The following is a 15,401-nucleotide window of genomic DNA, read 5'->3' on the forward strand; positions in this document are numbered from 1 at the left end:
CATCAACTGAAGGAGGAATAATGTTAAAATAAGCGATATATTGTAAAAATTTGAAAAATAGCGGAGGGTCAGAATATGAACGCACAATTCAGTAAACCAAAGCGATTCGGTGAAATACTGGATCATACATTTCGACTAAGTAAGAATCATTTCAAAGATTTTTTCCTGATTGTCCTTGTATTATTGGGACCTGTCTATTTGTTGCAGGCTCTCATTGATCTTGCGTCGGGAGTCAGTTTCTTTAGAACGACAGGGTCAGGGGAAACCTGGTTCGAAGGAATTGTCAATAGCTTTTCAGGAGAGTTTTCACCTGAGGAAGGGCCGGCTGTGAATGTGGGAGCGGAACTCGGCGCGGCACTGATTGGTCTTATCACAATGATTCTGTCACCGATCGCCCAGGCGGCGATATTGTTCACCCTGAATCATATGAGGAAAAATGAAGACTACTCGGTCAAGCTGGTCATCAAAGAAGGATTCTCCCGTTTTTGGCCGATCATCGGAAGCAGTATCCTATTCGGATTGATTGTGTTTGGATTCATCTTTGTCCCTATTTTCACAATCGGGATCGCAGGGGTATTCAGTGCTGCCTTATTTGATACAGGGGTCGGGGTAATCATTACGATCATCGTCTTATTCCTCCTCATTGCGGCTGTAGTCGCTTATTTGTTGACACGATGGAGCTTCTATCTGGGAGCGGCGGCCATTGAGCATGACGCACCTGGACTTGGAAGAAGCTGGAGACTGACGAAGAAGCGCACATTCACCATCATTGGATTGTATATTGTGTTCGGGCTGATCATCGGGATCGTCAATACCGCATTTGAATTCACGTTCGGCCTGGCATTGGGGAATAGTGTTTTATACGGGATGATCCTCAATGTGGTGACATTATTTACGACCATGTTGTTCGCTGTTGGTTTCGGAGTGATGTTCTTTGACCTGAAAACAAGGCATGATGCGGATGATTTAAATGAAATGATTGATGACTACCGTACGATTTAACCAAGGAAGTATACAGTCTGGCCCGGGGTTCCGGGCTTTTGATCTGAAAGCCAGGTGAAGAAAGTGTTGAATGAAAACAGAGCACGGGATCAACTCGAAGAAATTCTGGAAAGGGAAGAATACAAAGCCTACATTCAGGATCATGAGGGCCTGCTGTCGGGCTTGTGGGAAAAGGCAAAGGAATGGATCAGGGATCTGCTCGGAAACATTGACCCTTCTCTTGAGCCGACAGGCGGGGCGGCATCGGGGATCCTGATCACACTCATTGTCATCGTTGTGGGCATCCTTCTCCTCATCGCATTCAATGCGGTGCGAAACGGGGTGAGAAGGCGCAAGTTCCGTTCGAACAAGCCCCTTCAATCCATGAACGAGATGGAATGGTCTTATACAAGGCATCTTGAGGAAGCCCGTAAGCATGAGGACCTGGGTGATTATTCGAAAGCCACCCGTCATATGTTCCTTGCATTGCTTCTGTACTTTCACGAAAGGGAGTATCTGGAGGCGCGCGTGTGGAAGACGAATTGGGAATATTACGACGAGCTTCGTAAAGTGAATCAAAGATGGGCGGATCGATTCTACCGGCTTGCCCTTTTATTTGACGAGGTTGCATATGGTGAACGAGAAGTGGAGGAAGAGGAGTATCATCACTATAAACAGGAAGCCCGCAGCTGGTTGGAAAATGGAGATTCATAGATGGACAGTGTAAGGGAAAGGAGGTAGGATCGGGCATTGAAGTTAACTATAAAAAGGTGGATTCCCCTGGTGGGTCTTCTTGGTGTATTCATCGTGATCGGGGTCTTTCTTTCTCCGGAAAAGCTGAAGGAGTATCCGGCCTACGTATCAGAATCCCCCTCGCCAACAGGGATAAAGGCCCTTTACACCTATTTGGAAAACGAAGGGGATGCCATTTCTAGATGGTCCCTTTCACCTGACCGGTTGTCCAAAAAAGAAACCGGCCAGCTTTTGATCATGGCGGAGCCCTTTACAGTCCCGGATCAGGAAGAAATGGAAGAATACGAGGATTTCATGAGGCGGGGAAATACCATCCTCCTTCTGAAGGATAATCCAAAAGGGATGTTCGATATCAAGACGGAAATGATAGACAGCCCCATTCTTCCCCTTGTACGGGACGGGAAAGGAAATACATATAAAACCGATACTTTATCAGGCGTCCGCCTTGAGGAAGAGACGGGAGATAAGGTCCTCCTGGATGATGTGGATGGAACAATCGCCTACAAAACGGACGTAGGTCAGGGGTCACTCATTGTTTCCACCACTCCTGCCTGGATGACGAACGGCAGTATCCTTGAGAAGGATCATCTTTCTCTGATCCTTCTTTTATTAAAAGAGGGTGGTGCCGAAGAGGGGACCATCCTGTTTGATGAATTCCTCCACGGAGGAGAAAGCGGGGCATCCCTTGCGACTCTATACCCGCAATGGCTATTGCTTCTGCTTCTTCAATCGGCCATCTTCACCTTACTCGGGCTATGGATGCAGGGGAAACGGTTCGGGGGCATCCTCACCCCCCGGGAGGAAACGGTCCGGTTCAGCGATGAGCGAATCAAGGCCCTATCAGCGTGGTACTTGAAAGGGAAACAGTACAAGGCTTCCCTTCTGATCCAGTCTGATTATGTAAGACTCCTGTTCCAGGAGCGGTGGGGGATCCCGACGAGTAAAGAGTGGGGGGACTTGAAAGAATTGTTGGAACGGAGACTGCAAACCCTCTCCGAAAAGGAAATCGCCTCCTTTTTAATGGGGATAAAGGGTGTGCTGAATAAAGAAAGAATCAGTAAACAGGAATACATCATGTGGTCGAAAAGATTAGAATTATTCAGGAAAGAGGTGGAGGATCGTTGAAACCAGAAATCACATCCTTAATGGAGATATTTGAAGAGCGCATCGTAGGACAGGGGACGAATCTTAAACTCTTGCTGTCTTCGATTCTCGCAGGAGGACATGTATTGATCGAAGGGGTACCGGGCACCGGGAAGACTCAAATGGTCAAAACATTGTCCCGTTTGCTTGGAGGAAGCTTTAACCGGATTCAATTCACCCCGGACCTGCTGCCGAGTGACATAACGGGAAGTACGATTTATAACATGAAGGACAACCGTTTCCAAACGATTAAGGGACCGATTTTCACCAACGTCCTATTAGCCGATGAAATCAACCGGACACCGGCGAAGACCCAGGCGGCACTCCTTGAAGCCATGGAAGAAAAGCAGGTAACGATCCAAGGATCGACGTACCCCCTTGAAGAGGTATTCTTTGTGGTGGCAACCCAGAACCCGATTGAATTCGAAGGTACCTACCCGCTTCCCGAAGCTCAGCAAGACCGATTCCTGTTCAAGCTCGATATTGATTTCCCTTCATTTGAAGAAGAGAAATCGGTTTTAAAACAGGTGATCGAGAATCATGTGGACCGGAGTGAAGTGGGGGCGGTCCTCGACATTGAAACCTTCTTATCCATCAGGAAAGAAATCGAGGAGGTCACCCTGAGCGACGCGGTATTGGATTATATCATGCAAATCGTCAGGAAAACCCGGGAAACGGAGACGATCCGCTTCGGTGCAAGTACACGGGCGGCCATTTCCATCGGGAAGGCAGGCAGGTCGTGGGCCTATCTGTCAGGGCGGGACTATGTCACCCCTGATGATATCAAAATGGTGGCAAGACCGGCCCTCAGACATCGCATCCAGCTATCCCCGCACGTAGAATTGGAGGGACTGACCATTGACCAAGTCATCCAGGAGCTTATTGGGTCGATTACTGTTCCAAGATAAGGGGATCCTGCCGACTGGGCGTCTGCTGATTGTGTACGCATGCTTTTCAGGTATCCTTTTTGCAGGCACGCTGGTTGGGCTGTCGTGGACATGGATCTTTGTATTGAATGCTTTGTTTCTCGCTTTGAGTCTCATCGATTTAACGTTCTCTCCTTCAAAGAAAAATATTGAAGTAAAGAGGAACATCCCTGATCAAATGGAAAGGGGACTTGATTATACGGTCGAATTAACGATCCATAACACATCGGATCGGGATATGTCGTATCGTCTCTTGGACGGGACACCGCAAAGCTTTCAAGCCACGTTCCCACTTAAAGGGAAGCTATCCGGACATTCAACTGCTAAGCCCTCTTACCATGTGGTGACACCTGTACGGGGGGACTATGAGTTAACCCGGCTCTATTTCCGCTACCGGAGCTCACTGGCACTATGGGAGAAACAAAAAACCGTGGAAACGGTGGAGAAGGTGAAAGTCATCCCCGATCTCACTGAGACGAGAAAGGTACTCGAAGATGCCCAGCGGTTTTTACTGTATGAAGGGGTGAAAATCCGGAAGATGCAGAGTGGCGCAGGGGAGTTTTCGAAAATCAGGAATTACGTCGTGGGGGATGATCCAAGAAAGATCAACTGGCGTCAAACGGCAAAGCTCAGAGAAGTGATGACGAATGAATATGAACCTGAGCATGGAAAGTATATCACGATTCTCATTGATTGCGGACGGATGATGGGGGCGGAGCTTGAGAAAGGGAACCGGCTGGAGAGGTCCCTTGAAGCCGCCATGACCGTCACGGCGGCTGCCCTTCAGAACGGGGACTATGTTTCGGTCCTCGCTTTCAGTAAGAATGTGAAGGTCTACATCCCGCCTGCCAAAGGGATGGCGCATCTCCAGACCATCCTCCACCGCATTTATAATCTCGAGGTGGACGCGGCGGAATCCAATTATGCTGCCGTCCTCCATTACGTCCAGACGGTCCAGAAGAAACGGAGTCTGCTGTTATTATTCAGCGATATCCACACATTCCTCCATGAAGATAATGCTCTCTATTATCTGCAACGACTGCGCAGGCAGCATCTCTTTTTAATGATCGGGATCGAAGATGACATGTTGGTGAAAAGGATCAAATCGGAGCCGATTGACGAGATCCAGGCCATGATGAAGAGTATGGCCCAGAAACAGATGCTCGTTAAAAAGAGGGAGAAATCCAAGTGGGAAAAACAGGGCCTCCTGATGGTGGAGGCCCGTGAAGAGAAACTGGCAACGACCGCCGTTTCGTACTATATAGATCTGATGAATCGCGGATTAGTGTAATCTGCTGAGTCGGAGCTTACCGATGGCCACATAGAGAATCAGTCCGGCAACCGTCAACAGAGCGACCATGTACTTCGCAGGAAGTGAAATCGCGGCCGGTGTGATGAAGCCTTCAATGAGCCCGGCGATGACAAATAGCGGGATCGTACCGAGGAGGAGCTGGACGGATCGCTTAGCCTGCTCCTTCAGTTGATATCCCCGCGTGAAGCGTCCGGGTACGAAAAGCTTATAACCCATCAATAATCCCGCACCACCGGCTATGAAAATGGCCGTAAGCTCAATCATGCCGTGGGGGACGATATATGCCCAGAATTCGTAGCTCATTCCCTGATGCCAGAAGACGGCGGCGAGGGCACCGACAATGATGCCGTTGTATACGAGCATATACATCGTCAATAAGCCGAACGTGACACCGCCTGCAAAAGCAAGGAAGGCCACTTTGATATTATTGGTCATGATGGCAGCAGACATGATAGAAGAATTCACTTCCCCGTCACTTTTTCCCAGATTACCGGGATCCACTCCCTGAGACATTTCAGGGGGGAGGAAGGAATAAAGATGCAGGGGATCATTCACGATGGAAAGAAAGGCACCCAGTGCACCGATCGTAAACAAGACCATTGCCAGGACAACGAATTTCCATTGATCGAGAAGGAGACCGATAAACGTCGTGGAGAAAAAATGCCGGATTTGCTTTCCACTTGTGATCTGATCTTTATAAAAGAGATTGTGAGATTTCGACACGAGTCCGTTTAAATAATCCGTCACTTCTTCTTCGGGGAAATAGGTCTGGCTGTACGATAAATTCTGGGCAGCCTTTTGATAGAGGCGATTGAACTGATCGATGGACGTTCCCGTCATATTCTTTCTTTTTCGCAACGTTCCGAGGAGATCCTCAAGAGACTTCCAATCATCCCGGTGCTGTTTGACAAATTGCTTCACTTTCATTGTGACACCTACTCGTTCATTGGATTTCTTATCTCTTATTATAGTAAGTTTAGAAAAAAATAGAAACTATTAAAGGTAAATTCAACCAAAAGGAGGGGATGGATATGCATGAAGAACAGGTCGATATCCGGACGCCCGAATATGTATCCCTGAAATTTCAGCCTGCGGGACTTGGAAGCCGTGCCGCGGCTCTTATGATCGATCAAATCATCTTGACCATTGTGAACATTTTGATTGTGGTGCTCCTGTTTTTCGTCCTCGCAGATGATAACCTGAAACTAAATATGTTCGATTTCAACTCAGTTCTCCTGGGGTTCTTCTTGATCACCATCTTTGTCATTAACTGGGGATATTTCTTTGCACTGGAGTACTTCTGGGGAGGGAAAACAGTGGGAAAACGGATGTTGGGCATCCGCGTAATACAGGAGAATGGACATAGTGTCACACTCTTATCCTGCTTCATCCGTAATCTGATGAGAATCATCGACATGCTCCCGGTTTCCTATTTTCTCGGAATGATCATGATCTTCCTTCACTCCAAGCATAAACGGCTGGGTGACATCGTCGCAGGAACCATCGTCGTGCATGAACGACGGGTCAAAGGGAAGAGAAAAGAGAAAGCCATCGAAAAAGAAATCCGGCAACGAGGGCTCAGGCAGGAAGACCTGTCAGTCGAAGAATGGACACTGAAGCAGCTCGGTACGAAAGAATGGAACCTGGTCAGGACGTACGCGAATCGCTTCCTGCAGCTGCCCCTTTCAGAGCGAAATCAATTAAGCAAAAAATTGGCCGATATCCTGTTTCCGAAACTGGGAATGGATATGGAGGGCAAGACGTATGAAGAACTTGAAAACACCCTTCTCCTTCTCTATTTGGCATTGAGGGAAGAATGGGAAATCGAATGGTAAAACGGCAGAGTCTGAAGAGGACTTCGCCGTTTTTTATTGGGTCTTTGTACCTGGATGGGGTTGTTCCTTTAACGTAAACGTTTGTTTCTTAATAGACCAAATCTATTAGTAAATAAAGTAAAACTAGTAGGAATATAGTGATGACGATTTACACTGAATCTACAAAATTTACAAAATGGTTAGAAAAATCATGTCCATTCTCCCCTTACATTACAAAATGCGACAAAATATACTTGTACTGTAATCATTTTAATATCTTTGCATTCTGAAAGGGGAAGGGCATGAAGACAAAAAAGGTATCATTATCGATCATCAGTATCCTGTTTTTGCTGACGGGAGGATTCATTCAACCACAGGATGGAAATAAGAGCGTGAAAGCGGCCACTCAGACAGCCGTCATCAATGAAGTGGCATGGATGGGAACGACAGGTTCCTACAATAATGAATGGATGGAACTCCACAATCCGACTTCAACGGATCTTGTCCTTGATGGTTGGACACTTGAAGCCGGGGACGGTTCACCAAGCATTGCCTTAAGCGGGACGGTTGCGGCACAGGGTTATTTTTTGCTGGAAAGAACGAGCGACAGCACGATCTCAACTGTTACAGCTGATCAAGTATATACAGGAAGCCTTGGGAATTCCAATGAAACCCTGTATTTGAAAGATGCATCGGGTACCATCATCGATGAAGTAAACGGATGGTATGCCGGGGACAATACGACGAAAGCGACGATGTCGAGGATCGATCCGTCTGTCAGTGGGACCGTCTCAACGAATTGGAGTACGGCAACCACTTCATACGAAGGTGGATTCGGGACACCTAAAGCGGCTAATGCCGAAGCTCCGGCGGGTGATGGGAGTGAATCCCTTACGAATGTGAGAGAGGAACTGGGGGCCATCAATGTCTATTTCAATAAAAGTGCCTCTACTCAATACGCCATGCCGGGTAATGAAGCAAACTACAATGTCAATCTCGAAGATCGATTATTAAAGCGATTGAATGCAGCGACAACGTCAATCGATTTCGCCACATATGAAATCAATCTGCCGCGGGTGGTGGATGCGCTAATGGAAAAAGCCGCTCAAGGGGTGGACGTACGAATTCTGGCAGACGCGAAGGACGGAAGTGATCCTCACTATGCAGAACGTTATGAGACGATGCGTCTAAACTTGGAAAAGCTTGTCCGAGGAAAGGATGGAGTAGTCGGAACTGGGGACGATGCCCATATTTTATCGGATTCTCCCATGTTTGTCGTTGAAGATGCAACGAAGCGTGGGGCCTATGGTTTACCAGCAAGCTTCAATGACTTTCCAAAGCGTAATGTGACAGTCGGAAGTACGGCGACTACAGGCTATATGTTTGTCGAAGGAGAACTGAAAGACACGGACAGCTACTATTCTCCCGGTAATCAGATGCATAATAAATTTGCGGTGATCGATGGGCAATGGGTCTTCACCGGCAGCTGGAACTTTACCGTTACAGGACTCTATGGAACGGAAGAAAACATGGAGCAAGGAATCCTTGACGGAAATCAGCAGCATGTCGTAGAGGTCCATTCACCTGAGCTTGCTTCTATCTATAAAACAGAATTTGAAGAAATGTGGGGAAGCGGGACGACGACGCCGGATAATACGGTTTCCAATTTCAGTACCCGCAAAATCGATAATACTCCTCATACCCTGACCATCGGTGGCGATAAAGTTGAAATTTATTTCTCTTCGGGGGATGACGCTGTTGGGCGCATGAGGGATCTTGTGAAAACGGAAGCGGACGAAAATGCGTACTTCACCATTTTCGCCTGGAGCGATCAGGCATTGGTGGACGAATTGAAGAACAAATGGGAAGGAAGCTATGTGGATAATCAGGGGACTCGGACTGGCTTTGACGTAAAAGGCGTATTCGATCCAAGCTTCTGGAACCAATGGTGGTCGGCAAGCATCGAAATGACGGGGAGAACGGCCACCCAAACGAGTACGAATAACCCGAATACACGGTGGGCGAATCCTGCACCTGTATACGCAGCCAATGAAAGTCGGAAGCTTCATGCCAAAACGATGCTCATCGACGCGGACACGAACAGCGATCCAACGGTCATTGTGGGGTCGACCAACTGGAGCGAAAACGGTAATAATGTGAATGATGAAAATATGCTTATCATCCATGATGAAAACATCACGAATCAATTCCTGCAGGAGTTCAATGCAAGATACGCGAATGCAGGCGGAGTGCTTCAATAAATATGAAAAAAGGATGGTTCTCATTTCGAGAACCATCCTTTTTACTTGGTCATTCCATCCCGGGGGCCTTCTGAATTTCAAAGATAAGGACAATTGCAGTGATTGCATGGGCAATCAATCGGATAATCGGGAAGAAGTTCAGGAAGGAAGCAATAATTCCAAGGAGACTGCCAAGGATCGGCTGATCTTCCGACCTGGAAATGTACAATACGCTCGCATGCCACAGAGCTATTAAACAGAGGAGAAAAGGAATCGATTCTCCGGCGATATTACCAAAGATGGGGACAGCGAGAAATAATTCAATTGAAAAGGACAGCCATTTTATTCGTGAAAGCACGGACACACACCTCCTTATCTCAGTGTATGAACGAAGGGGGGACGTGTGCCTGTTTGAGTGGAGGATTATCCAACAAAAATCCACCGTCCGGATAAAGGACGGTGGACGCTAAGGTTATGCCAGTATTTTCTCCACGACTTTATGTTCATTTTCATTCAATAAGTTTTTTCCGATGGTTTCATGGACTTCTTTATTCATGCTTTCTTCCAGTACAGCGGCTTCCTCTTTATCCCCGACCAGGATGATTCGTTCCCATTTTTCATCGGCTGCTTTTTTGTCGAGGATGCTGCCGAGACTTTTCCACCAACGTTGTTGATTGGCTTTCAAGCGGTTTTCGTACTCCTCCTGCTGATTGGCTTTTCCGCCGCCGCTTCCCATGCTGACATCAGCATGATGCGGGCCTTCGTGCTTACGCCAGTCATCGGTTTCCAGATCGAATTCCATGAACTCGCTGGACTGAATTTCTCCGAACACAGAAGTGAGGATTTTGATTTGATTTTGTTGAAGAAGCACGAGCCCCGTATAAGGATGCTCTTTATGCAGAGCCTTCAATTGGTCAAGATGAGGATTCTCCTCCCAGTAGAAATTCGTTTCCACAGGCACCTGAAGTTCAAATGTTTCCCAGATCCCGCTATCCGCAGAAGCGAAAATGATGAAACTCCTGGGCAGCTCGCGTTCAAGGCTATGCACGTGGTTCTCCACTTTCGGCCGGATGGTTTGGAGCCTTTCTTTTTCCTCCGGTGCGCTTTCAAGATATTCTTCGAGTCGATTGAACCCATTCTTGAGGGCGATCTTCCACTCCCCACCCTGCTGATCAGGATCGCTGCGGTCGGTATTTAAATAGATTGTCAATAACTTGTCCGGCTTCTGTAAGTATAAGTTTTCCAACACACTGATGGTCTTCCTTAAAGACATGGAACTCCTCCTTATCGGATCGTTACTTTTCATATAAACGGTGGAGGAGGTGTTTAAACATCTTTTTGTAAAAAAAGGGAATTTCATCTGGGCAAAGGGTAAACAGCTGCAATGTTCCTCTGTCCATCTTTTCTCCAAGAAATCAGATAAATCATGTTTTATGTTCTTTACACCGGGTAAATATGTACTAAATAACATTCGACGGGAGAGAAAAAACATGAGCTATATTAACCAGGGAAGAGAGCGCATTCAATTTGATCGGAAAGGGAAGACAAAGGATTTACATATACTGGAGTGTACGCGTTGTTCGAATGAGTTCCGTTCGACAATGAATGTAAATCAGATAGAGTGTTCGAATTGTTCTACATCGACCAATCCTAAACTGGACTTGTCCCTCTTTAAAGTCATCGGTTTCATTGAAAATCTTCAAGGGAGTGAAGTACGTTGCTAAATAAAGATAAAATGGCTGATTTGAAAATGGATTTTAATGATATTCTATGGATGAGTTCCGGTGTTGCAATCATTCTATTATTAATTGCGTTGGCGAATTTCTTTATCATCTCTTAAGTGTCTCATATACCGTTTATTAAAAAGTCCTGAATTGCAGGGCTTTTTTTGTTGGGAAAATGTATCATAATAAAAAAGCCTGACCCGAGGCCAGGCTTTTCGTTCTGTTAACCCTTGTAGTTTTCATCGTACTCGAGATAAACAACATGTGTTTCAAGGTATTCATTCAGTCCGTGTTTCCCGTCAGCTCCACCGATTCCAGATTGCCCACGGCCGGCATGGAATCCATTGATGGCTTCGAAGTTTTCACGGTTGACGAAGGTTTCCCCGTATCGAAGCTCGTTAGCGGCTCTCATGATCTCATGCAGGTTCTCGCTGAAAATCGAAGACGAAAGACCATACTCCGTATCGTTGGCAAGCTCGATCACTTCATCGAAATCCTTGTACGTCATGATCGGCAATACTGGTCCGAAGATTTCTTCCTGGATGATGTCCATCTCCTGCTTCACATCGACAAGGATGGTAGGTTCATAGTAGAAGCCTTTTTCCACGTTAACCGGTTTCCCACCCGTAAGGACTCTGGCTCCGTTTTCGACGGCGGTGTTGACCATTTCCGTCACGGTTTCAAGGCGGTCTTTATTGACGAGAGGCCCGATATCATTATCACGATTTGTCGGATCCCCCACCGTTGTGTTTTTCATGGCATCGGTCATCTTTTGGATGAATTCTTCAGCCACATCCTCATGCACATAGACGCGTTCCGCGTTCGTACACGCCTGGCCTGAGTTCGTGATCCTGGACGTTTTGATTTTTTCGACGGCAAGGTCGATATTGGCATGCTTGGTGACGATGGCCGGGGCTTTACCTCCCAGCTCCAGGTTCACTTTCGTGATGGACTTGGATGCTGCCTCCATCACTTTAGAGCCTGCCGGGTAGCTTCCCGTCATGGAAACCATGCGTACTTTAGGATGACTGGACATTGGATTTCCGATATCAGAGCCTTTTCCGGTCACCAGATTGAATACTCCTTTAGGCAGTTTCACTTCATCTATGATTTTGGCAAATTCACAGGCAGTGTTCGGAGTATACTGGCTTGGCTTCAGAACGATTGTACATCCTGTCACGAGTGCAGGTGCCACTTTCCTGGCAAGGATGAACATCGGGAAGTTCCATGGAACGATTCCCGCAACGACTCCGATCGGCTTCTTATAGACGAGGATGTTCTCGTTCGAACGCTCACTCTCAAGGATCTCTCCTTCGTAGCGGAGCGCCCAGCCCGCCATGTAGCGGAAATACTCGATGGCAAGGTCGACTTCTCCTTCGGAAGCTGCAAGGGTCTTCCCGTTTTCATCTGTCAGCATCTGAACGAATTGATCCCGGCGTTCCTCCAGCTTATAAGCAATTTTATATAAATATGAAGCCCGTTCCTTGGAAGGAACCTTGCTCCACGAAAGGAATGCCGTATGGGCAACATCCACGGCGTGGTTGACATCGTCTTCCGTACCAAGCGGAATAGAAGAAATCGTCTCCTCATTCGCCGGATTAATCACATCCCACGTCTCTTTCGACATACTATCAACAAACTCACCATTCACATACATCTGATACTTCTCCACTTTATTTCCTCCTTCAAGAACTGATTTCTCACATATCTCTTTCTTTTCCCGTCCGATGGGGAGGTGTAAACATAGGGATGTGCAAAAGAAGAGGGACGGACACCACTCTCACCTACCTGAATGTTGATGTATCAGGGTTTTGGGTGTGAATATGGAGGTCCGTCCCTCAAAAGGGCTTATTTAGATGGTTCGGCGATTTTAACGAGCTGTTTGCCGATGTTTTTGCCTTGGAAGAGTCCTAGGAAGGCGTCGGTTACGTTGTCGAGGCCCTCTGTGATGGTTTCTTCGTATTGGAGTTTTCCTTGGGACAGCCATTCCCCAAGCTTTGTTGCGCCTTCTTTGAAGCGGTCGTTGTAGTCATTGACGACAAAGCCTTTCATGAGTGCGCTTGATTTGATCAGTCTTGATTGAACACGTGGTCCAAGGTCACGATCTGTTTTATTATAAGACGAAATAGCCCCACACACTGGTATACGTGCATGTTTATTTAGTAAACTAAGGGCAGCGTCTCCGATTTCACCACCGACGTTTTCAAAGTACACGTCGATACCATCCGGACATGCTTCTTTTAACGTTTTATAGATGTTGTCTGTGGTTTTATAGTTGATGCCTTCGTCAAATCCGAGAGTATCCGTCAGGTAGCTGACTTTTTCATCAGATCCTGCAATCCCGACGACACGGGCACCTTGGATCTTCGCAATTTGCCCTACGACTGAGCCGACTGCACCTGCAGCACCGGACACGACGACGGTTTCTCCTTCTTTCGGCTGACCGATGTCCATGAGTCCGAAATACGCAGTAAGTCCTGTCATTCCAAGGATACTTAAGTATGTGGAAATCGGTGCGACATCCGGATCGATGGTGCGGACCTCTTTCTCTTTCGCAACGGAATACTCCTGCCAAGGAAGCATGCCGACTACGAAGTCCCCTTTTTGGAAGTGTTCAGATTTTGATTCCACGATCTCTCCTACCACTCCGCCGGCCAATGCCTCGTTTAGCTTGAAAGGTTCAACATACGATTTGGCATCAGACATTCTTCCGCGCATATAAGGATCCACAGAAAGGTAAATCGTCTTGACAAGCACTTCCCCATTTGAAGGCTGTGGCACATCGATTTCTTTATAAAGGAAATCTTCTTTTACAGGCATTCCTTCTGGTCGGGAGACTAATTGAATTTGCTGCTGTTTTTCAGGTAACATAACAATTCCTCCTTAGAATTTGACTCTATTCATTTTTTCCGATTAATTGAAACTTATCACAATCAGTTTAGATTCTACAAAGAATAACACTTGAGAAAGGTGGGGTAATATGGCGCATGTATGGGACGCAGAAGTAGCTGTCACTACTTGTCAGGCTAAAAAGTTGATCGAGTCCCAGTTCCCGGATTTGATTCCTGCTGACATCAAGATTATGGATTATGGTTTTGACAATACGGTCATGAACGTAAACAACGATTGGGTTTTCCGGTTCCCAAGAAGGGAGATCGCTGTAAGGCTTTTGGAAACGGAAGGAAAGCTCTTGCCACTACTTGAACATAGCGGTGGGGTCCTTCATATACCGGTTCCGGCTTATTACGGCAAGCCTTCGTCTCAATACAAGTGGCCATTTCTCGGTTATCGCTTTGTGGATGGGACCATCCCGTCCCGGGCGGCCTCTGTGGTGAGAGAGGGCGAGTCTGCCGTTGCATTGGCGCGGTTCCTTAAAAAACTTCACGGAACGAGTGTGGAGGCAGCAGAAAAACAAGGGGTTCCTTATGACGAGCTGTCTCGGTTGGATGTTGAAAAGCGGCAACCCGTATTGGAAAAAAACAAAGATGAAATCAAAGATCTCAATCTATTCCATCAAATGGATAAATTAGAGACGTATCTTCATAACCTGCCCAGGAAGGCTTTGCCTGAAGAAACCACATTGGTACATGGTGACCTTCACTTTAAAAACATTGTGGTGGACGATGGTGGCATCCTTTCAGGGATCCTGGATTGGGGGGATGTCCATCTTGGTCATCGTGCCATTGATTTAAACTTGATCTACAGCTTTCTCACTCCTAAAGGAAGGATCCAGTTTTTAAATGAATATGGAGAGGTTGGGGAGGAAGAATTGGCCTACGCCCGATTCAAAGCGGTTTATACGAACGTGGTGTTACTTCTTTACGGCTACCATGAAAGGCAGCCTCATACAGTGCTGGAAGCCCGGAACAGTCTGGAGCTTGCCTTGACATGAAAAAGCCGGGTTGACTCCTCCGTCAACCCGGCATTGCTTCTTACTTCACATTCTTTTGAATATATTTCACGATTTTACGTAGTTCATTGGCATGGGGACGGCCGAAAGGACTCGTTTGTCTTTGTTGGTACATGGCCTGTCCCTTTTCGTTCACTAGGAAATAAGCCGGTTCTCCATGCTGGCCATGATCTTCATAAGGGGCATCCTCGCCATGATAGAAGACATCATAGGCTTTGATCGCCTCTAATTTTTCGTCGGCTAATACAGGGAAGGTCAGGTCTTCTTTATTGGCGAACTCCTGTAAATCGGCCATCTTATCACTCGAAATCGTCAATAAGTGCACATTATGTTTCTCGAAGTATTCTTTGTTCGCTTGAAGCTCCCTTAACTCTTCCTGACATACCGGACACCAAGATCCGCGGAAGAACACAATGAGATGCCAGCTTTGATGTTCCTTCTGATGATCCTCAAACGAGAACGTTTCACCAGAAACTGCGGGGAGCGTGAAATTTGGTACCTTATCATTTAATTGAAAAGCCATTATTCATTCCTCCTAAGTGTTTTCTTATTTGTCAAATAGGCGTTAGGACAAACCCGACCTCTTGCCATCACATAC

General features: G+C 46.8%; 15 protein-coding genes. 9 read left to right on the forward strand and 6 right to left on the reverse strand.

Annotated elements, in window-relative coordinates:
* The first annotated feature begins 75 nt into the window (after positions 1-75).
* The 5 genes from M1J35_RS05325 to M1J35_RS05345 all read left to right on the forward strand — a co-directional run bounded on the left by M1J35_RS05325 (position 76) and on the right by M1J35_RS05345 (position 5,094).
* Complete coding sequence (locus tag M1J35_RS05325; protein ID WP_224521460.1) at positions 76-1,002, forward strand: hypothetical protein; 927 nt, start codon at positions 76-78, stop codon at positions 1,000-1,002.
* 63 nt (positions 1,003-1,065) lie between these two features.
* Positions 1,066-1,695, forward strand: a complete 630-nt coding sequence (locus M1J35_RS05330; protein ID WP_224521459.1) for a DUF4129 domain-containing protein — start codon at positions 1,066-1,068, stop codon at positions 1,693-1,695.
* A 36-nt stretch (positions 1,696-1,731) separates the two neighbouring features.
* Positions 1,732-2,859 (forward strand): DUF4350 domain-containing protein, encoded by a 1,128-nt coding sequence (locus tag M1J35_RS05335; RefSeq protein ID WP_254652930.1) that lies wholly within the window; start codon positions 1,732-1,734, stop codon positions 2,857-2,859.
* Complete coding sequence (locus M1J35_RS05340; RefSeq protein ID WP_061810314.1) at positions 2,856-3,785, forward strand: AAA family ATPase; 930 nt, start codon at positions 2,856-2,858, stop codon at positions 3,783-3,785. Before M1J35_RS05335 ends, M1J35_RS05340 begins: the two co-directional genes overlap by 4 nt.
* Positions 3,736-5,094: a DUF58 domain-containing protein gene (locus M1J35_RS05345; RefSeq protein WP_254652931.1), complete on the forward strand. Its 1,359-nt coding sequence runs from the start codon at positions 3,736-3,738 to the stop codon at positions 5,092-5,094. Before M1J35_RS05340 ends, M1J35_RS05345 begins: the two co-directional genes overlap by 50 nt.
* Here the strand turns inward: M1J35_RS05345 and M1J35_RS05350 are convergent.
* On the reverse strand, positions 5,086-6,042 hold the full coding sequence (locus M1J35_RS05350; RefSeq protein WP_254652932.1) for a stage II sporulation protein M: 957 nt from the start codon (positions 6,040-6,042) through the stop codon (positions 5,086-5,088). The genes M1J35_RS05345 and M1J35_RS05350 overlap by 9 nt on opposite strands.
* A gap of 104 nt (positions 6,043-6,146) precedes the next feature.
* On the opposite strand from M1J35_RS05350, the gene M1J35_RS05355 reads away from it, so the two are divergent.
* On the forward strand, positions 6,147-6,950 hold the full coding sequence (locus M1J35_RS05355) for an RDD family protein (RefSeq protein ID WP_224521456.1): 804 nt from the start codon (positions 6,147-6,149) through the stop codon (positions 6,948-6,950).
* Positions 6,951-7,231: 281 nt separating this feature from the next.
* A complete protein-coding gene (locus M1J35_RS05360; protein WP_254652933.1) occupies positions 7,232-9,190 on the forward strand; it encodes a phospholipase D-like domain-containing protein in 1,959 nt (652 codons plus the stop codon).
* Positions 9,191-9,239: 49 nt separating this feature from the next.
* Here the strand turns inward: M1J35_RS05360 and M1J35_RS05365 are convergent, their stop codons facing one another.
* Complete coding sequence (locus M1J35_RS05365) at positions 9,240-9,527, reverse strand: hypothetical protein (protein ID WP_254652934.1); 288 nt, start codon at positions 9,525-9,527, stop codon at positions 9,240-9,242.
* 114 nt (positions 9,528-9,641) lie between these two features.
* Positions 9,642-10,442 carry a VLRF1 family aeRF1-type release factor gene (locus M1J35_RS05370; protein WP_254652935.1) on the reverse strand — a complete coding sequence of 267 codons (801 nt, stop codon included), beginning with the start codon at positions 10,440-10,442 and terminating at the stop codon, positions 9,642-9,644.
* 217 nt (positions 10,443-10,659) lie between these two features.
* Here M1J35_RS05370 and M1J35_RS05375 point away from each other — a divergent pair, with 217 nt between their 5' ends.
* Positions 10,660-10,893 (forward strand): hypothetical protein, encoded by a 234-nt coding sequence (locus M1J35_RS05375; RefSeq protein ID WP_034761169.1) that lies wholly within the window; start codon positions 10,660-10,662, stop codon positions 10,891-10,893.
* A gap of 223 nt (positions 10,894-11,116) precedes the next feature.
* Here the strand turns inward: M1J35_RS05375 and aldA are convergent, their stop codons facing one another.
* Together aldA and M1J35_RS05385 are read right to left on the reverse strand one after the other, a co-directional pair.
* A complete protein-coding gene (gene aldA, locus M1J35_RS05380) occupies positions 11,117-12,565 on the reverse strand; it encodes an aldehyde dehydrogenase (protein WP_254652936.1) in 1,449 nt (482 codons plus the stop codon).
* Between the two features lie 176 nt (positions 12,566-12,741).
* Complete coding sequence (locus tag M1J35_RS05385) at positions 12,742-13,764, reverse strand: NADP-dependent oxidoreductase (RefSeq protein WP_224521452.1); 1,023 nt, start codon at positions 13,762-13,764, stop codon at positions 12,742-12,744.
* Between the two features lie 109 nt (positions 13,765-13,873).
* Here M1J35_RS05385 and M1J35_RS05390 point away from each other — a divergent pair, with 109 nt between their 5' ends.
* Entirely contained in the window at positions 13,874-14,785 is a 912-nt protein-coding gene (locus M1J35_RS05390) for a phosphotransferase (protein WP_254652937.1), read from the forward strand.
* Positions 14,786-14,825: 40 nt separating this feature from the next.
* On the opposite strand, the gene M1J35_RS05395 is transcribed toward M1J35_RS05390, so the two are convergent.
* Positions 14,826-15,329, reverse strand: a complete 504-nt coding sequence (locus M1J35_RS05395; RefSeq protein ID WP_254653689.1) for a peroxiredoxin family protein — start codon at positions 15,327-15,329, stop codon at positions 14,826-14,828.
* Between the last annotated feature and the right edge of the window lie 72 nt (positions 15,330-15,401).

This window comes from Rossellomorea sp. KS-H15a (assembly GCF_024195245.1).
Lineage (GTDB): Bacteria > Bacillota > Bacilli > Bacillales > Bacillaceae_B > Rossellomorea > Rossellomorea vietnamensis.